General features: G+C 73.0%; 14 protein-coding genes. 7 read left to right on the forward strand and 7 right to left on the reverse strand.

Annotated features, from left to right (window positions below):
• Positions 1-5: 5 nt before the first annotated feature.
• Together BMX74_RS08670 and BMX74_RS08675 are read right to left on the reverse strand one after the other, a co-directional pair.
• Positions 6-2,594 carry an ATP-binding protein gene (locus BMX74_RS08670; RefSeq protein ID WP_177227285.1) on the reverse strand — a complete coding sequence of 863 codons (2,589 nt, stop codon included), beginning with the start codon at positions 2,592-2,594 and terminating at the stop codon, positions 6-8.
• Positions 2,595-2,664: 70 nt separating this feature from the next.
• A complete protein-coding gene (locus tag BMX74_RS08675) occupies positions 2,665-4,773 on the reverse strand; it encodes a M6 family metalloprotease domain-containing protein (RefSeq protein ID WP_055506039.1) in 2,109 nt (702 codons plus the stop codon).
• A gap of 102 nt (positions 4,774-4,875) precedes the next feature.
• Between BMX74_RS08675 and BMX74_RS08680 the strand changes: the two genes are divergently transcribed.
• The 3 genes from BMX74_RS08680 to BMX74_RS08690 all read left to right on the forward strand — a co-directional run bounded on the left by BMX74_RS08680 (position 4,876) and on the right by BMX74_RS08690 (position 7,923).
• Positions 4,876-6,039, forward strand: a complete 1,164-nt coding sequence (locus BMX74_RS08680) for a PucR family transcriptional regulator (protein WP_143078597.1) — start codon at positions 4,876-4,878, stop codon at positions 6,037-6,039.
• 146 nt (positions 6,040-6,185) lie between these two features.
• Complete coding sequence (locus BMX74_RS08685; RefSeq protein ID WP_091099440.1) at positions 6,186-7,550, forward strand: MFS transporter; 1,365 nt, start codon at positions 6,186-6,188, stop codon at positions 7,548-7,550.
• A 76-nt stretch (positions 7,551-7,626) separates the two neighbouring features.
• A complete protein-coding gene (locus tag BMX74_RS08690) occupies positions 7,627-7,923 on the forward strand; it encodes a DUF5709 domain-containing protein (protein ID WP_082535316.1) in 297 nt (98 codons plus the stop codon).
• A gap of 70 nt (positions 7,924-7,993) precedes the next feature.
• Here the strand turns inward: BMX74_RS08690 and BMX74_RS08695 are convergent, their stop codons facing one another.
• The 3 genes from BMX74_RS08695 to BMX74_RS08705 form a co-directional block, all read right to left on the reverse strand.
• A complete protein-coding gene (locus BMX74_RS08695) occupies positions 7,994-8,647 on the reverse strand; it encodes an HAD family hydrolase (RefSeq protein WP_055506043.1) in 654 nt (217 codons plus the stop codon).
• 70 nt (positions 8,648-8,717) lie between these two features.
• Positions 8,718-12,590 carry an ATP-dependent RNA helicase HrpA gene (gene hrpA / locus BMX74_RS08700; RefSeq protein WP_055506044.1) on the reverse strand — a complete coding sequence of 1,291 codons (3,873 nt, stop codon included), beginning with the start codon at positions 12,588-12,590 and terminating at the stop codon, positions 8,718-8,720.
• 104 nt (positions 12,591-12,694) lie between these two features.
• Positions 12,695-13,054, reverse strand: coding sequence for a VOC family protein (locus BMX74_RS08705; RefSeq protein WP_055506045.1), 360 nt, complete (start codon positions 13,052-13,054; stop codon positions 12,695-12,697).
• A 57-nt stretch (positions 13,055-13,111) separates the two neighbouring features.
• Between BMX74_RS08705 and BMX74_RS08710 the strand changes: the two genes are divergently transcribed.
• On the forward strand, positions 13,112-13,543 hold the full coding sequence (locus tag BMX74_RS08710; protein WP_091099443.1) for a MarR family winged helix-turn-helix transcriptional regulator: 432 nt from the start codon (positions 13,112-13,114) through the stop codon (positions 13,541-13,543).
• Between the two features lie 18 nt (positions 13,544-13,561).
• Here BMX74_RS08710 and ppgK read toward each other — a convergent pair whose 3' ends face one another.
• Positions 13,562-14,281 carry a polyphosphate--glucose phosphotransferase gene (gene ppgK / locus BMX74_RS08715; protein ID WP_055506047.1) on the reverse strand — a complete coding sequence of 240 codons (720 nt, stop codon included), beginning with the start codon at positions 14,279-14,281 and terminating at the stop codon, positions 13,562-13,564.
• Between the two features lie 102 nt (positions 14,282-14,383).
• On the opposite strand from ppgK, the gene BMX74_RS08720 reads away from it, so the two are divergent.
• Both BMX74_RS08720 and BMX74_RS08725 read left to right on the forward strand, forming a co-directional pair.
• Entirely contained in the window at positions 14,384-15,520 is a 1,137-nt protein-coding gene (locus tag BMX74_RS08720; RefSeq protein ID WP_091099446.1) for a TIGR03118 family protein, read from the forward strand.
• Positions 15,521-15,673: 153 nt separating this feature from the next.
• Complete coding sequence (locus BMX74_RS08725) at positions 15,674-16,324, forward strand: TenA family protein (RefSeq protein ID WP_055506049.1); 651 nt, start codon at positions 15,674-15,676, stop codon at positions 16,322-16,324.
• Between the two features lie 19 nt (positions 16,325-16,343).
• Here BMX74_RS08725 and BMX74_RS08730 read toward each other — a convergent pair whose 3' ends face one another.
• Positions 16,344-16,922, reverse strand: a complete 579-nt coding sequence (locus BMX74_RS08730) for an HAD family hydrolase (protein ID WP_236714965.1) — start codon at positions 16,920-16,922, stop codon at positions 16,344-16,346.
• 128 nt (positions 16,923-17,050) lie between these two features.
• On the opposite strand from BMX74_RS08730, the gene BMX74_RS08735 reads away from it, so the two are divergent.
• Entirely contained in the window at positions 17,051-17,869 is an 819-nt protein-coding gene (locus BMX74_RS08735; protein WP_055506051.1) for a DUF4253 domain-containing protein, read from the forward strand.
• Positions 17,870-17,893: the final 24 nt, after the last annotated feature.

Here is a 17,893-nt window from a genome sequence, read left to right on the forward strand (position 1 = left end):
GCCGTTCACCTGACCGCCGGCCCCTCTCCGCCCCCGCCCGGCGCCGGCGGTCCGGACTCCGCGCGCCGCAGCAGCTCCAGGGTCCTGCGCATGCCGGCCTCGTTGCCGAGGCTGCGGTAGATGTCCCTGGCCTGCCGCAGCGGCGGGACGGCGGCCGGCCGGTCGCCCGCCTCCAGGTGCGCCTCGCCGAGGTGGCGCAGGCTCAGCGCCATCCACCAGCGGTCCTCCAGCTCCTCGAACGCGCGCATGGCCCGGCGCAGCTCCGCGTCGGCCTCGGCGATGCGGCCGAGCCTGGCCAGCACGCGCCCGGACGACAGCGCCGTGCGCGCCACCCCCCAGGCGTCGCCCAGCGCGGTCAGGATCTCCTCCGCCCTGCGTACGTGGTCGAGCTCGCGCAGCCCGTTGGACGGGTCGCCGACCTCGCCCGCGGCGCGCAGGCAGCGGGCCTCCTCCCACAGCTCGCCGCGCTGCCTGAACATCTCGCCGGCCCGGTCGAGGCTGAAGCCGGCCCGGGTGAACAGGTTGGCGGAGGAGCGGGGGTCGCCCTCGCGGTGGGCGTTGCGGGCCTGGGCGGCGAGCACCTCGCCGTACACGCGCAGCGTCTGCGCCTCGGAGTAGCGGTTGCCCTCGCGCTTGAACACCTCGAGCGCGGTCTCCAGCAGTTCCCTGGCCTCCTCGGGGCGGCGTTCGGCCATGCGCATCTCGGCCAGGTTGCGCTGGGTGCGGGCCATCCACCAGACGTCGTCTTCGCCCTTGAAGGCGGCGATGGCATCGATGAGGTAGTCCTGGGCGCGGTCGAGGTTGCCCTCGGCGAACAGCGTCATGCCGACCGCGCGCATGGCCCTCGCGGCCCACCAGCTCTCGCCCAGCTCGGTGAAGATCTCCAGCGCCTGCCCCGACTCCTTCAGCGCCCGCTCGCGCACGCCCATGCCGCCCCGCGCGGCGGCGCTGTCGAGCAGCGCGATGGCGAGGGCGCGGCGGTCGCCGGTCCGCCCGGCGGCCTCGCAGCCCAGCTCGGCGACGCTCGCCCAGTCCGCCCAGTACGCCCGCAGCGAGTGGCACAGCGAGCAGAACGCCCTGGCCAGGCCCCCGGTCAGCTCCCACAGCCCGAGCCGGCGGGATAAGTCGATCATGGCGAGCAGGGAGAGGCGTTCGGCGTTGAGCCAGTCGCCGGCCCGGACCTGCACCTCGGGGGTGGAGCGGCGGCCGCCCTTGCTCCAGTCCTGCGGCCAGCGGTCCTGCGCGGCCTCCTCTGCGCGGCGGCGGTAGCCGTACAGGACGCGCTCCACGGCGGCCCTGCGCCGCTCCTCCTCGTCCTGGCCGGCGAGCTCGGCGGCGAACACCCTGACCAGGTCGTGCAGCCGGTAGCGCAGGGCGCCGGTCTGGTCGGCGCCCGAGCACTCGGCGAGCTGGGCGTCGATCAGCGCCTCCAGCTGGTCGGCGCCGTCGAGGACGGAGATGTCGAGCAGCTCCCCCGCCACCCAGCCGGGCACGTCGGGCGCGGGCAGCGCGCTGAGCAGGCGCAGCAGGCGGCGCTGGATGCCGGTGCAGTCGTCGTAGCTGAGCTGGACGGAGGCGCGCACGCTCTTGTCGACGGTGGCGGCGACCTGGAGCTGGTCGAGGCGGCGGCGCTCGTCGGCCAGCCGGTCGGCCATCTGGCGCAGCGTCCACTGCTCGCGGGTGGCCAGGCGTCCGCCGCAGATGTTGATCGCCAGCGGCAGGTGGTCGCAGATCCTGACGATCTCCTTGGCGGCGTCGAGGTCGTCGACGACGCGGTCGCCGCCCGCGAGCCTGGCGAGCAGCTCCACGCCGTGGGCCTCGCTGAAGACGCCGAGCCTGGTGTCGTGGGTGCCGTTGAGGAACAGCGGCTGGCGGGACGTGACCAGCACCGCGCAGCCCGGCTCGGCGGGGATGAGGGGACGCACCTGGTCGGCGTCGTGGGCGTTGTCGAGCCCGATGAGCAGCTTGCGGCCCTTGGTCCAGGTGAGCCAGAGCTTGCGCAGCTCCTCCAGCCCGCCCGGGTCGGTGGTGAGGCGGACGCCGAGCGCCCGCAGGAACCCGATCAGCACCTCGTCGGGCCGCACCGGGGCGTCGGCGCCGCCGCGCAGGTCGGCGTACAGGCGGCCGTCGGGGAACCAGCGGGAGACCTCCTGGCCGAACCTGGCCATGAGCGCCGACTTGCCGACGCCGCCCCGGCCGTACACGGAGACGACGAGGGGTGGGGCGAGGTCGCCGGCCTTCCTGCGGGCCGAGAACACCTCTCGCAGCTCGCTGAGCGCCTCGGCGCGGCCGGTGAAGTGCTCGGGGCCGGGCGGCCAGTGGTCGGGCAGCATCGAGCCGGGGTCGGCCGGGGCCCGGCGCCGGGGCTTGACCTCGGTGGTGGCCCAGGTGGTGACGCCGACGAGCGCGGCGGCAGCGAGGGTCACGCCGATCTTGGCGACCGGTGGGATGTCCCATTCGAGCGAGGCCGCCAGGATGCTCGCGGCGGCGGCGGCGAGGCCCGCGGAGACGGGCGCGGCCACGGGCATCCTGCGCCACCGCTGCGGATGCGGCTGGGGCCGCGACTGCGGCTTGTCAGGCAGCTCCCCTGTCAAAGAAAACCCCCTTCGGGGGTGATTCAAGCCGATGGGGTACGGCCTGCGCCAGCCGTACCCCATCGTTCATCTAAAGGCCGACGACGTGACAGGTCGCCGTCACCGTCTTGGTCGGATCGCTCTCCGAGGTGGCGGTGAGCGTCACCTTGGCGAGCCTGTCGCCGCCGCCCGCGCGGACGGCGTTGACCGTGACGAGCTCCTTCTCGCCGAAGTCCACGGCGGCCAGGGCGTTGGGCAGCTGGGCGGTCCAGCCCTTGCCCTGCACCTCGGCCTTGAGCCGGTAGACGTCGCCCTTGAGGTACGCGCTGACGTCCTCGGGGTGCTGCCCCTGCGCGGGGGCGGCCTTCCCGGTGTTGAACAGCGGGAACCTGCAGGTGGACACGTCGCGCCCGGCCGGGACGCCGGCGGCGGGCAGCAGCCGCACGCCGCGCCGCTGCGGGCCGGCGCCGTCGAGCGAGCGGACGGCCACCGTGTACGACAGGACGCCCGCCTTGTCGCGCTTGACGTCGGTGACGTAGAAGTGCAGGCGGTTGGCCTCGTCCACGTACTCGTACTCGCTGCCGGAGTCGGTGCCGGCGTGGAAGAGCGCGTCGGACAGCTGGCGGTAGTCGCCGATCGTGATCGGCACCTTGGTGCCGTCGGGCATCACGTAGTCGGTCATGCCGATGTCCTGCGGGTTGGCGTCGATCACCCACTCGAACGGGGCCCGGTCGGCGTTCTTGGTCTTGGCCAGCAGGACGCCGGAGTCGGGGGTGAAGGAGTCGGTGCCCATGCGGTCGACGACCTCGACGGTGTAGTTGTCGTAGCCGCCGCCGTCGCACAGCGGGTCGGTCCTGGTGTCGCAGGCGGGGGCCTTGTCGCCGCTGTCGAAGGAGATGTTCACGCCGGACAGCCCGGCCGGGCCCGGCTGGACGGCGCGGGCGGTGATCCTCGCGGTGACCAGTCCGGAGTCGTCGAGCGCGTCACGCGAGAGCCGCAGGACGTTCTGCTCGTCCACCATCTCCAGCTTGATCTTGTTGCGGAGCATGTGCTGGGCGCCCATGGACGCGCCCGCGGTGGGCGGGATGAGCCAGCGCGAGTGCGGGCCGCCGGGGCCGTTGAAGCTGCCGCGGCTGAGCATCTCCCAGATGCCGGTGTAGGCCCGGCGCGGCGGCACCCCGTACGGGTTGTTGTAGTTGTCGGCGATGCCCATGATGTGGCTCAGTTCGTGGGCGTAGACGGCCATGCCGGAGCTCTCGGCCTGCACCGAGTCGATGCCGAAGCGGGCGTTGGGCCAGAAGGTGGACCCGGCCTGCCACGACGTCCAGTCCACGTAGCGGGTCTTCACCCAGTTGGGAAGGTTGGGGTCGGGCGGGCCCCACTCGTCCGGCACGTCCTCCTTGGTGGGGAACTTCATCATGCCGAACTCCTGCCAGGTGGACGACTCGTCCTGGCCGGCGCTGAGGTAGAAGACGAAGTCGAACTGCTTGGCGGCCTCCTCGCCGATGTCGGCGAGCCAGGCGGCGTTGCCCTCGGTGCGCAGGTTCTTGTCGCAGCTGTCGCCGGACGGGCAGCCGGTGCCGCCCTGGAACTCCATGGCGTACTCGTGGTCCTTGCCGGACAGCGTGTACGGGCCGAAGCCGGTCAGCTCGACGCCGTACCGGCCGCCGGAGTCCTCCATCCAGTACTCGTGGATGGTGTGCCCCTTGTTGAGGGCGTTCGGGGTGTTGAGGAAGTCCTGGTAGAACGTGGCGACCTGGTCGCGGGGCACGTCGTGCGCCTCGGCGCTGGGGTTGCCGAAGATCGTCGAGCCCTTGGGCTGGGTCACGACGAAGGGCTGGTTCGGGTAGTCGAGCAGCACCAGCGCGCCCTTGAAGGTGCGCTTGGAGCCCTTGACGGCGGGGTCGTTCCAGGCGGTGCCGGGGACCTTGGTGTAGTCCGCCCACGTCATGTGGTCGGGGTTCTCCCAGTTCTGGGGGTCGATCGGCGCGATGCCGCCGCCGGGGCGGCCGCGCAGTGCCTGCGCGTCACCGGGCTGGTCCTGCTGCCACGGCTGGGTCTGCGGCCAGTGGGCGCGCCGCCAGGGGTGCTCGGGGTCGTCGGCGGGGGGTGCTGCGGAAGCGGGGGTGGCCACGAGACTCGCCGGAACCAGGACGAGTACCGTCAGCAACCCCTTGAGCAGCTTCTTCGGGGCATTCACGCCCTGACGGTATAGACGTTCTTGACGGAGATCATCGATCAGTTGTAGGGAAGACGGATACCGACTCTTCCGACAGATGTTGAAATGCGCATGTAGACGGGTGTGACTGTGGCGGACCTCCAGCGGACCGTGGACGACCTCGCCGCGCGGCTGGGCCGCCCGCTGCTGCTGGAGGACCGGGTGCAGCGTGTCGTCGCCTACAGCGAGCAGAGCGGCCCGATGGACGACATCAGGCGCGAGTCGATCCTGCGCAGGCGGACCACGCCCGAGGTGCGGGAGTGGCTGCGAGCCGCCGGCATCCAGGACTCCCCCGGCCCCCTGCGCACCCCCGGCGCGCCGCACCTGCGCCTGCTGCCGCGCGTGTGCGTCCCGCTGCGGCACGCCGACGGGCTGCTCGGCTACCTGTGGTTCATCGACGCCGGGCCGCCCATGACCGACGCGCACGTCGCCGAGGCCGCCGCCGCCGCGCCCGGCCTCGCGCTCGCCCTCTTCCACGAGAGCCTGGCCACCGGGCTCGCCTCCCACAGGGAGCTGGAGGCGGTGACCGAGCTGCTGCGCGGCGAGCCGGGCGCCGCCGCCAAGCTCATCGAGGCCGGGACCGTGCCGCAGGCGCTGCCGGTGACCGTCCAGGTGGCCAGGCCGCTCGCGGCCGAACCGGGCGAGGGGCTGCGGCTGGCGCTCGAACAGGGGCTGCTCACGCTGCGCCGCCGCCTCGGCGGCCACCACCCGCTCCACCTCGTCCGGTACGACCACGCGGTGCTCCTGACGTCCGGGCCGCCGGTCTCGCCCGACGAGCTGCACGCCGCCATGCCGGTGCCGGTGGTCGTCGGCATCGGACGGCCCAGGCCGGAGCTGTCGGAGGCGGCGGGCTCGTACGAGGAGGCCAGGCACGCGGCGGAGGTGGCCGCCCGGGTGCCGGGGCTGGGCCGGTCGGCCGAGTGGGCGCGGCTCGGCGTCTACCGGATGCTCACCGGCCTGCCGGAACGGGAGCTGCACCCCGGGCTCGAGTACCTGCTCGGCGACCGGCAGCACCTGCCGCTGCTGGAGACGCTGGAGACCTACCTGGACCTGGCGGGCAGCGCGGTGGCGACGTCGCGCGCGCTGCGGCTGCACCGTACGTCCCTGTACTACCGGCTGCGGCGGGTGGAGGAGCTGGCGCGCACGGACCTGAAGGACGGCGGCGAACGGCTCGCGCTGCACCTCAGCCTGAAGCTGGCGCGGCTGTCGGGCCGGTACCGCCCGCGCGGGGCACGGGACCCGGAGTGACCTCGCCGGATGTCCGGTGGAGGCCGAGGAAGATCGTTAAACCCATCCCAAACGTGCCGTTCATCACATAACGGGCAAAACGGAAATCGGTTCCCAGGAGCCGCACGTTCTAAACCCCGGTATTCCGTCAAGCCTGGGAAAAGTTCTTGTCCACGCCCTCAGCGGCGCCCTCGGCCGCGCCCGCAGCACCCGCACCCGACGCTCCCCCGGCCCCCTCGGCCTCCTCCGCCGAAGCCGCACCCGAGCCGCACAGATCCTCCTCCCGGGCGTCGGTCACGTTCCGCGCCTTCCGCCACCACAACTACCGCCTCTGGGCGGGGGCCGACGTCGTCTCCGTGACCGGCACCTGGATGCAGGTGCTCGGCGTCAACTGGCTCGTCCTCAGCATGACCGGCTCCGCCACCAGCGTCGGGATCAGCCTCGTCATGCAGGCGCTGCCGACGCTCCTCCTCGGCATGTGGGGCGGCGCGCTCGCCGACCGGCTGCCCACCCGGCCCGTCGTGGTCGGCGCGCAGCTCGCGCAGGCCGCGCTCGCCGCCGTGCTGGCCGTCGTCGCGCTCACCGGCACCCAGTCGGTCGCCCCCATCTACGCCGTGGCGCTGGCCGGCGGCGTGGTGTCGGCGCTCGGCGGCCCCGCGCTCGGCCGTTTCGGCGCCGAGGTCGTGCCGCCCGGCGACCTGCCCAACGCCATGGCGCTCGGCTCCGTCATCAACTCGGCGGGACGCATCCTCGGCATGAGCCTGGCCGGCGCGCTCGTGCCGGTCATCGGCGCCGGCGGGCTGTTCGCCGTGAACGCCGCCAGCTTCTTCGTCGTCATCGCCGCCGTCGCCCTCATGCGGCGGGACGAGCTGCACCCGCTGGGCGCGGCCGAACGGCAGCCGGGCGCCGTCCGCGAGGGCCTGGCGTACGTGCTGCGCACCCCCTGGCTGGTCGTCGTGCTCGCGCTGTCGCTCGTGCTCGGCAGCCTCGGCCGCAACTACCAGGTGACCATGGCCGCCATGAGCGCGGGCCCGCTGGGCTCCGGAGCCGCCGGATACGGTCTGCTGTCCACCGCGTTCGCCGTCGGCACCGTCGTCGGCGGCTTCCTCGCCGCGGCGCGTCCCAGGCTGACGATCAGGCTGCTGCTCGTCACCGGGGCCGTCACCGGCGTCGCGCAGGCGCTCAGCGGCCTCATGCCGGGCCTGTGGACGTTCGCCTCCGTCATGCTGCCCATCGCGGCGGGGGCCGTCGTCATCGACACCACCGTCTCGGCGCGGGCCCAGCTCGACAGCCCCGAGGCCATGCGCGGGCGGGTCATCGCCGCGCTCGGCATCGTCGGCGCGGGCGCGGGCGCGGTCGGCGGCCCGCTGCTCGGCTGGTTCAGCGACGCGTTCGGCCCCCGGGCCGCGCTGGAGATCGGCGGCGTGAGCTGCGTGGCCGCCTCGCTCCTCGCCGCGGCGGTGCTCGCCAGACTGTCCGGCAGAACCCTCTGGCAGGCCGCCTGGGCGCGTCCCCTGCTCAGGAGCGCGTGAGGCTCGCGGCCGGGATTCGCCGGTGCACGGTGGGTAGGGGGCGCGTATGAGTGAACTACCTCCGGACCGATTCGGGATGAGCGACGAACAGGACATCGAGGTCAGGGAGTGGACCGACGACCTCGGGCTCACCCACGAGATCACCGAGGACGACCCGCGCCACGAGGACACCCTGGACGAGCGGCTGCGCCGCGAACTGCCCGACGACCGCCCGCGCCGCCGCCGGGAGACGCACCGGCTCACCCAGCCCGACGAGGGCCTGGCCCCCGACACCGAGGACGAGGAGATCGCCGAGGACTGGGGCAGCGACGACGAGGGGGCCTCGGCCGAGGAGCGGGCCGTCCGCATCGACCCCGACGAGAACCTCAGGTGAGAGCCGGGGAGCACCGGCCCTGGCGAGAGCGTCAGGTGAGAGCCGGGGAGCACCGGCCCTGGCCAGAGCGTCAGGTGAGGTCGCGCAGGCCGGGCAGCAGGCCGTGGAGGTCGTCGACCACCAGGTCGGCGGCCGCGGCCTCCGGGCGCGCCGCGTGCAGGTAGCCCCACGGGCCCCTGCGCAGCAGCGCCGTCCGCATGCCCGCGCGCGCCGCCGGCAGCACGTCGTTGTCCAGCCGGTCGCCCACGTACAGGACGGCTTCCGGCTCGACGCCCGCCACCTCCGCCACCCTGGCGAAGAACTCCGGCGCCGGCTTGGCCACCCCCCACCCCTCGGACGTGTGCACCGAGTCGGCGGGCAGGTCCATGGCGACCAGCGCGTCGTAGGCGCGGCTCGGCTGGTTGCCCGCGATCACCACCTGGTACCCGGCCTCCCTGAGCGCGGCGAGGGCGTCGCGGACGTCCGGGTACAGGTCGCCGGCGTCGAAGTGGTTGCGCAGGCCGCGCGGGTCGTCGCGTTCCCAGGCCGCTTCCTCCGCCTCCAGGTCGAAGCCGGGGCGTACCAGGGCGAGGGCGTCGGTGGCGGGACGGTCGAGGGCGGCCATGCCGCCGATCACCCCGAGCAGCGCGAACCTGGGCACGGCGAGCCGGTCGGCCCAGCGCGACCAGATGCGCGTCTCGTCGACGAGCGTCTCACCGACGTCCAGCACCACAGCCTTGATCATCGATCCCCCTGCCGGATTTGTAGCGGACAGGGGGATTTTTCCATGCCAGGCGACCGGACGGCACGGCCGGTCAGGGCGCCAGCCGCTCCATCGCCTTGGTGATGCGCTTCTCCGAGACCGGCGTGGGCGTGCCGAGCGTCTGGGCGAAGAAGCTGACCCGCAGCTCCTCGATCATCCAGCGCACCTCCACCACGTCCGGGTCGCCCCGCCGGGCCGGCGGCAGCTTCTCCAGCAGGTCGTGGTAGTCGTCCTCGACCTTGTGGACGCGCCGCATCCACTCCTCGTCGCGCCACGGCTCCTCGGGCAGCTTGGTGAGCCGGCGCTCGACCGCCCTGAGGTAGCGCAGGATGTCGGGCAGGCGCCGGTGTCCGGTGGCCGCGACGAAGCCCGGATGGACCAGGCGGCCGAGCTGGTCGCGGACGTCGTCGGTGGCCGCGCCCGGCCGCAGCGCGTCGAGCCTGGTGCCCGCCGCGTGCCAGACGCTCAGGATCTGCTCCACCCGGCCCAGCACCTCGGCGGCGGTGTCGTGCAGCTCGGCCCGTACGTGCTGGTGGAGGCGGTCGAAGCCGGCGGGGTCCCAGGCCGGGCCGCCCAGGTCGTGCATCAGCTTGTCGACGGCGGCGTTCACGACGTCGTCGAAGAGCGCCACCGCGCCGCCGTGCGGGCTGCGCGACAGGGCCAGCTTGGCCTGGTTGGACAGGCCGCCGAGCAGCGACTTGGCCGGGTTGGTGACGTTGAGCAGCAGCAGGCGGCGGGTGCCCGTCCAGTGGGAGCGGCGCTGCTCCGCCTCGGTCTCGAAGATCTTGATCGACACCGAGTCGCGGGCGTCGACCAGCGCCGGGTAGCCCTTCATGCGGCCCTGCTCGAACACCTTCGGCAGCGTGCCGAAGCTCCAGCCGCGCAGGCCGGTGCGTTCGAGGTCGTCGCCGGCCTCGGACAGCGTCCTGCGCAGCCGCGGCGCGAGCCGCCTTTTCAGCGCGTCGAGGTCCTTGTCCTCGGCCACGGTGCGCTTGCGCTCGTCGATCACCCGGTACGTGATGCGCAGGTGGTCGGGGACCTGGTCGAGCTGCCAGGCGTCGCGCGGCACCCGTACGCCGGTCAGCCGCAGCAGCTCGCGCTCGACCGCGTCGAGCAGCGGCTCGGAGCCCGCCCTGACGGCCGCCAGGACCTGCTTGGCGTAGTTGGGCGCGGGCACGAAGTTGCGGCGCAGGTTCTTCGGCAGCGACCTGATCAGCGCGGTGATCAGCTCCTCGCGCAGGCCGGGGATCTGCCAGTCGAAGCCGTGGGAGCTGACCTGGTTGAGCACCTGGAGCGGGACGTGCACGGTGACGCCGTCGGCGTCGGCGCCCGGCTCGAACTGGTAGGTCAGCCGCATCCGCTGGCCGAGCTGCTTCCAGGTGTCGGGGTAGTCGCGCGCGCTCACCCCGGCGCCCTCGTTGACCAGCATCTCCGGCGAGAACGTCAGCAGGTCGGGCTGCTCCTGCCTGGCCTTCTTCCACCAGGCGTCGAAGTGCCTGGCCGAGACCACGTCGGCGGGGACGCGCTGGTCGTAGAAGTCGAACAGGGCCTCGTCGCCGACGAGGATGTCTCGCCGCCGGGCCCGGTTCTCCAGCTCCTCGACCTCCTCCAGGAGCCGGCGGTTGTCCTTGAGGAAGCGGTGGTGGGTGTCCCAGTCGCCCTCGACCAGGGCGTGCCTGATGAACAGCTCCCGCGACAGGTCGGGGTCGATGCGGCCGTAGTTGACCTTGCGGCCCGCCACGATCGGCACGCCGTACAGGGTGACCTTCTCCAGCGCGATGACCGCGCCCTGGTTCTTCTCCCAGTGCGGCTCGGAGTACGTGCGCTTGACCAGGTGCTGGGCGAGCGGCTCGACCCACTCGGGCTCGATCTTGGCGTTGACCCTGGCCCACAGCCTGGACGTCTCGACCAGCTCGGCCGACATCACCCACTGCGGCTGCTTCTTGGCCAGCACCGAGCCGGGGAAGACGGCGAAACGGGCGTTGCGCGCGCCGATGTACTCCTGGATGGGCCTGCGCCCGTCGGAGGCGCGCTGCTTGTCCATGACGTCCTTGACACCGACGTGCGACAGCAGCCCCGCCAGCAGCGACACGTGCACGTGGTACGGGTCGGCGGGCGCGCTGTTCGGCTGGACGCCGAGCGACTGGCGCAGCTGGCTGTAGATGTCCTGCCACTCGCGCACGCGCAGGTAGTTGAGGAACTCGGCCTTGCACAGCCGGCGGAACGCGCTCGACGACAGCTCCTTCTGCCGCTCGCGCAGGTAGTTCCACAGGTTGAGGTAGGCCATGAAGTCGGAGTCGGGGTCGGCGAAGCGGCGGTGCTTCTCGTCGGCCTGCTGCTGCTTGTCGGCGGGGCGCTCGCGGGGGTCCTGGATCGACAGCGCCGCGACGATGACCATGACCTCGCGCAGGCAGCCGTGCTTGTCGGCCTCCAGCACCATGCGGCCGAGCCGCGGGTCGACGGGGAGCTGGGCGAGCCTGCGGCCGACCGGGGTCAGCGCGCCGTGGGCGTCGAACGCGCCGAGCTCGTGCAGCAGGTTCACGCCGTCCTTGACCTGGCGGCGGTCGGGCGGCTCGACGAACGGGAACGCCTCGATGTCGCCGAGGCCGATCGACGTCATCTGCAGGATGACCGACGCCAGGTTGGTGCGCAGGATCTCCGGGTCGGTGAACTCGGGCCTGGAGAGGAAGTCCTCCTCCTCGTACAGGCGGATGCAGATGCCGTCGGAGGTGCGGCCCGAGCGGCCCTTGCGCTGGTTGGCGCTGGCCTGCGAGACGGGCTCGATGGGCAGGCGCTGCACCTTGGTGCGGTGGCTGTAGCGCGAGATGCGGGCGAAGCCGGGGTCGACGACGTACTTGATGCCGGGCACGGTCAGCGACGTCTCGGCCACGTTCGTGGCCAGCACGACGCGCCTGCCGTTGTGGCGCTGGAAGACGCGGTGCTGCTCGGCGGCGCTCAGCCGCGCGTACAGCGGGAGGATCTCGGTGTTGCGGAACTCGGCCTTGGACAGCGCGTCGGCGGCGTCGCGGATCTCCCGCTCGCCCGACAGGAAGACCAGGATGTCGCCGGGGCCCTCGGTGACGAGCTCCCTGCACGCCTCGACGATGCCCTGCGTCTGGTCGTCGTCCTCGCCGAGCGGCCGGTACCGCACCTCCACCGGGTACGTGCGGCCGGACACCTCGACGACGGGCGCGCCGCCGAAGTGCCGCGAGAACCGCTCGGGGTCGATCGTGGCGCTGGTGATGATCACCTTGAGGTCGGGGCGCTTCGGCAGGAGCTGCTTGAGGTAGCCGAGGATGAAGTCGATGTTGAGGCTGCGCTCGTGCGCCTCGTCGATGATCAGCGTGTCGTACTGCTCGAGGAGACGGTCGTTCTGCAGCTCGGCCAGCAGGATGCCGTCGGTCATCAGCTTGACCAGGGTGCGGTCGCTCGCCTGGTCGGTGAAGCGGACCTTGTAGCCGACCACCTCGCCCAGCTCGGTGCCGAGCTCCTCGGCCACGCGCTCGGCGACCGTGCGGGCGGCGATGCGGCGCGGCTGGGTGTGGCCGATGAGGCCGCGCACGCCGCGGCCCAGCTCCAGGCAGATCTTGGGGATCTGCGTGGTCTTGCCGGAGCCCGTCTCTCCGGCGATGATCACGACCTGGTGGTCGCGGATCGCGGCGAGGATGTCGTCCTTGCGCTGCGAGACCGGCAGGCTCTCCGGGTACGTGATCTCCGGCACGGCGCGCCTGCGGCGGGCGAGGCGTTCCTCCGCCCGCTCGGCGTCGGCGAGGATCTCCGCGATGATCTTTTCGCGGGCCTCGCGGGAGCGCACCCGGCGCACGCCGTCGAGCCTGCGCCGCAGCCGCCGCTGGTCGCGCGGCATGAGCTCGGGCAGGCGTGACTGGAGCTCGGTGAGTGGAGAGGACAACGCAGAGGATCCCATATCGCTCTTCAGGATATTCAAGGCGCCGCGGCCGGGGTCCGTCCGGGAGCCAACGGTCCATGCTGCCCGAGGTCACCGGCGCGCCGCACCTCAATATCCGGGTTTCAGCGGTCGTGGACGGTGACCACGTACCCCTCGGGGTCGGCGAACGAGAACGTGCGCCCGAACGGGCCGTCCACCGGCGGGGCCACGATCGGGACGCCCGCCGCGCCCAGCTCGTCGTGCAGGCGCTGGGCGTCGTCGGCCTTGAGCCAGAGCGCCACGCCGGTGCCGGGCCGGTCCGGGAGCTCGACGCCGGGGAGCGGCTCGCGCACGGCGAAGGGGATGGGCTCGGTGTCGAACACGACGGCGTGCGGCGGCCCGGCGGGGGAACGCCTGAGCCCGAGGCGCTGCTCGTAGAAGACGGCGGCGGCCTCCAGGTCGCGTACCTGGAGGGCGACGAAGTCGATTCCGGTGACGGTCATGACGGTGCTCCCTATGTCAGAGTTTTGACATAGGGAAGCTTATGTCAGAATCCTGACATGAGACAAGAGGACCTCGGGCGCCTCGTCGGCTACCAGCTCAAGCGGGTGCAGGCCGCCCTGCGCGCCGCCATGGACGACACCCTGCGCGCCCACCGGCTCACCACCCCCCAGTACGTCTGCCTGGAGCTGCTCGGCCAGCGGCCCGGACTGTCCAACGCCGAGCTGGCGAGGGACGCGTTCGTCACCCGGCAGTCCATGAACGCGATGCTGCAGAACCTGCAGGACGCCGGCCTGGTGGAGCGGCCCGCCAGCGCGCCCCACGGGCGCGCCCTGCCCACCCGGCTCACCCCGCTCGGCGCGAGCAGGCTCGCCGCGGCCAGGGCGGACGTCCTCGCGATCGAGCGCCGCATGACGTCCGCCCTCGACGAGGCGCAGACCCGCATCCTGCTCGCCCAGCTCGACTCGATGGCCACGGCCCTGTCCGGCTGACGGGGCCGCCTCCCCCGGTCAGCCCCGGGCCGCCGCCAGGGCCGCGCCGATGATGCCCGCCTGGTTGCGGAGCGCCGCGGGCACCACCGGCGTGTCCAGCCGCACGTACGGCAGGAACTTGTCCGCCTTCCTGCTGACGCCGCCGCCCACGACGATGAGCGACGGCGAGAACAGCATCTCCACGTGCCGCAGGTACTCCTCCACGCGCTGCGCCCACTTCTCCCAGCTCAGGTCGTGCTCCTCACGCACCCTGGCGGCCGCGCGGTGCTCGGCGTCGCCGCCGTGCAACTGCAGGTGGCCCAGCTCGGTGTTCGGGACGAGTGTGCCGTCGGCGAACAGCGCGCTGCCGATGCCCGTGCCGAACGTCAGCACCAGCACCGTCCCCGCGCGGCCCCGGCCCTCGCCGAACGCCATCTCCGCGATGCCCGCCGCGTCGGCGTCGTTCAGCACGGCCGCCGCGCCGAACAGCTCCGCCGCGTCCACCCCGACCCACGACCTGTCCACGTTCGCCGCCGTCCTGACGACGCCGTCGCGCACCACCCCGGGGAAGGTGACGCCGACGGGGCCGTCCCAGCCGAAGTGCGCGCGGATCTGCCGCACCGCCTCCGCCACGCCCTCAGGAGCCGACGGCCGCGGGGTGGGGACGCGCAGGCGCTCCGCCGTCAGCGTCCCCGACTCCGTGTCCACCGGTGCGCCCTTGATCCCCGAACCTCCGATGTCGATGCCCAGCACCAGCATGGCTTCCCCTCTTCCCTCAGTGGACGGCGAAATCCGGACCCTACTGAACCCGCTTCCCGCCGCGCGCGTATCCCCCGTCACAAGCGCCAACTAGGAGGCACGATGCGGTCACGCATCCTCACGCTCTGCGCTGTCGCCGCCGCCGCGGGAAGCACGCTCACCGTCCCCGCGCAGGCGGCGGGGACGACGGCCGCCTTCCCTGCCAGGACGGCGGCCGCCGCGACCCGGTTCGACGTCGTCAACCTCGTCTCCGACGTCAAGGGCAAGGCTCCGGTGACCGACCCCAAGGTCGTCAACCCCTGGGGCATGGCCATGGGCAAGACCCTCTGGGTGTCCAACACCGGCACCGGCACCGCCACCGTCTACTCCGGCGCCGGCAGGAAGGAGCGGACCGAGGTCGCCATCCCCGGCGGGGCGCCCACCGGGCAGGTGTTCAACCCCGGACGCGGCTTCACCGTCAAGGGCCTGCCCGCCACGTTCATCTTCGCCAGCCCCAGCGGCGCCATCACCGGCTGGAACGCCCAGGCCGACCCGGCGAACGCGATCATCGCGGCGTTCACGCGGGGGGCCGACTACAAGGGGCTCGAACTCGTCCAGGGCGACGACGGCGACTTCCTGCTCGCCACCGACTTCGCCCACGGGCGCGTCCACGCCTTCGACCAGGACTTCCGGCGGGTCCGCCTGGCCCCCTGGCAGTTCAGGGACCAGGCGGTGCCGTCCGGGTACCACGCCTACAACGTCGCCGCCTTCGGCGGCAGCGTCTGGATCTCGTACGCGCTGCGCGACCCCGCCACCGGCAAGCCGGTCTTCGGGGCAGGCAAGGGGTTCGTGAGCCGCTTCACCCCCGGCGGGAAGCTCACCGGCCGCGTCTCGAAGGTCGGGCTCAACGCCCCGTGGGCCATGGTGGCGGCGCCGCGGGCGTTCGGCCCGCTCGCGGGGGCGCTGCTCGTGGGCAACTTCGGCGACGGGACGATCCACGCGTACAAGGGCGACCGGCACCTCGGCGCGCTGCGCGGCGCGGACGGCCGGGCGATCAGCGTGCCGGGCCTGTGGGACCTGGAGCCGGGCACGGCGCGGAACGGCGGCGCGAACGCCCTGTGGTTCTCCGCCGGGATCGACGGCGCCAAGCACGGGCTCATCGGGCTGATCCGCCCCGCCGGGGCCGCCGCGCCGCGTCAGCCGGCCCCCTCCTCCACCGCCACGGCGCCGCCGACCCGCGCCCCCGGCGGCGGCTACTGACCCCCTCCCTTCGACCGCCGCCGCCCCCGGCCCCGCCCACGCGGCCCACCCCGCCAGGGGGCGGCGGCTCCGAGCAGGGAAGGACGCCGCCCCTCCCCCGAGCCCCAGCCCCCTCCCCGGAAAGGACGCCGGCCCCCGGCTAGAGTCGGGGGTGTGAGTGAGGGATCCTTCAGCGCCTGGCTGCGTGAGCAGTGCGCGTCCGAGTGGGACGCCGTCGTCGCCCATCCGTTCGCGGCGGCCATCACCACCGGCGACGTCCCCGACGCCGCCATGCGGCGCTACCTGGAGCAGGACTTCCAGTTCGTCGACTCCTTCACCGCCCTGCTGGGCGCGGCCGTGGCCGCCGCCGACACCTTCGAGGCCCGCGTGCCGTACGGCAGATTCCTGGGCCAGGTGGCCACCACCGAGGAGAAGACGTACTTCCACCGGGCGCTGGAGGCGCTCGGCGGCAGCACCGAGGCCGCGACCGAGCCGGTGACGGCGGAGTTCGCGCGGCTGATGGACGACGTGCGCCGGTCGCTGGACTACCCGCTGATCGCGGCGGTGCTGTGCGTGGCCGAGTGGTGCTATCTCGGCTGGGCGTCGCGCCTGTCGGGGCCGCCGCCCGAGAACTGGGTGCACCGCGAGTGGATCGAGCTGCACGAGGGCGAGGAGTTCCGCGCCTGGGTGGCGTTCCTGCGGGGCGAGCTGGACCGCCTGGGCCCCGCGCTGGACGCGGCGCGCCGGGCGGAGGTGCTGGCCGTGTTCCGCCGGGCGGTGGAGCTGGAGCGGCGCTTCTTCGACATGGCCGGCGCCGGGCACTGACGGTCCCCGAAGCGGGCGGTCAGCCGAGGGCGGTGGCGAGGTCGTCGTAGGTGCGGTAGTGGACGCCGGTCATGCCCAGCTCCCTGGCCGCCGCGACGTTCTCCAGCCGGTCGTCCACGAACAGGCAGCGCTCGGGCGCGGCCCCGGCCCGCTCGGCGGCGATCTCGTAGATCCGCCTGTCGGGCTTGGCCACGCCGACCCTGGCGCTGCTGACGACGTCGTCGGCGAAGTAGGTGAGGCCGAGCCTGTCGAGGTGCTCCTCCAGGGTGTCCATGGCGTTGGTCACGAGGACGACGGGCACACGGGCCTGCGCCTTGGCCAGCAGCTCCCTGACCTGCTCGTCCACCCAGAACCGCACCTGCATGAACTCCGCCACGGCCAGCCTGGCGGGCTCGTCGCCGCCCAGGGCGGCCGCGATCGACTCGGCCCACTGCGCCTCGGTGACGCGCCCCAGCGTCGCCGGCATGATCAGCTCGGGGGCGAAGGCGGTGGCGGTGAGCGGGAGGCCGTAGCGGGCCTCGATGTCGGCCTGCTGGTCGTGGTCGAAGTGGCGGAGCACGCCGTCGAGGTCGCAGAGCACCGCGTCGAAGGGGGTCACAGCCCACATTCTGCCCCGCGCGCGGCACCCCGGGGGAACCCCGCGGAGATCGTCCACCGCGGAAGCCGCGGGAGCCGGTCGCGGCACTACCATCTCCGAGACGGGATTCGGCATCGGAACGGTAGGGCATGAAGGATCACCAGCTGCCGCGCGAGCTGTCGCAGCTGTTCGCCGACGGCGGCAGGGGGCGTACCCTGCCGGCCCGGCTGCCCGCGGGCGACGCCGTCTGGCCCGACCCCGGCTACACCGGGCTGGGCAGGGCGGCCAGGCCTGCGTTCTGGATGAGCGACGAGCCCGTGACCGCCGCGGAGTGGGCCCGGTTCCGCAAGGGGCACGCGCGCAGCGGGCTGTGGCCGATCCTGCTGGACGAGTCGGCGCAGCCCTGGGCGATCGGCCAGATCGTGCCGGACGATCCCCGGCAGATCGACCATTTCACGGCCGAGGGGTTCATGGCCGAGGTCTGGCAGGAGTGGGTGGCGCAGATGCCGCCGGAGGCGCTGGGCGAGCTGGAGCCGTTCGGGGCGATCTGCCCCGGGCTGGCGCCGCCCGGCGTGCTGCGCGCCGACCCCGGCGCGGTGGCCGACTGGTACGCGGGCGAGCTCGCGCCGAGGGGCATGCCGCTCGGCCTGGTGGCGGCGCACCGGGGCGCCGACGCGCTGGCCGTCATGGGCTGGCAGGGGGCGCTGCACCACAACGAGTGGATGGTGCCGATGGCGGCGGTGGTGCGCAGCTGGGAGGACCGGTTCGGCGCCCGGGTCGTGAGCGTCGGCTTCAACACCCTCGACCTCAGCGTGGCGGCGCCGCCGACCGAGCCGGAGCACGCGCTGCACGTCGCGGCCGAGCACTGGGCGTTCTGCCCCGACAACGTGGTGCAGGGCCCCGGCGACCTCCAGAGCTACGCCGAGCAGATCGCCGGAGGGCACGCCTGGTCCTTCTGGTGGGACTGAAACCGGATTTACGTTACCTTTACC

The organism is Nonomuraea pusilla (assembly GCF_900109355.1).
GTDB classification, from domain to species: domain Bacteria; phylum Actinomycetota; class Actinomycetes; order Streptosporangiales; family Streptosporangiaceae; genus Nonomuraea; species Nonomuraea pusilla.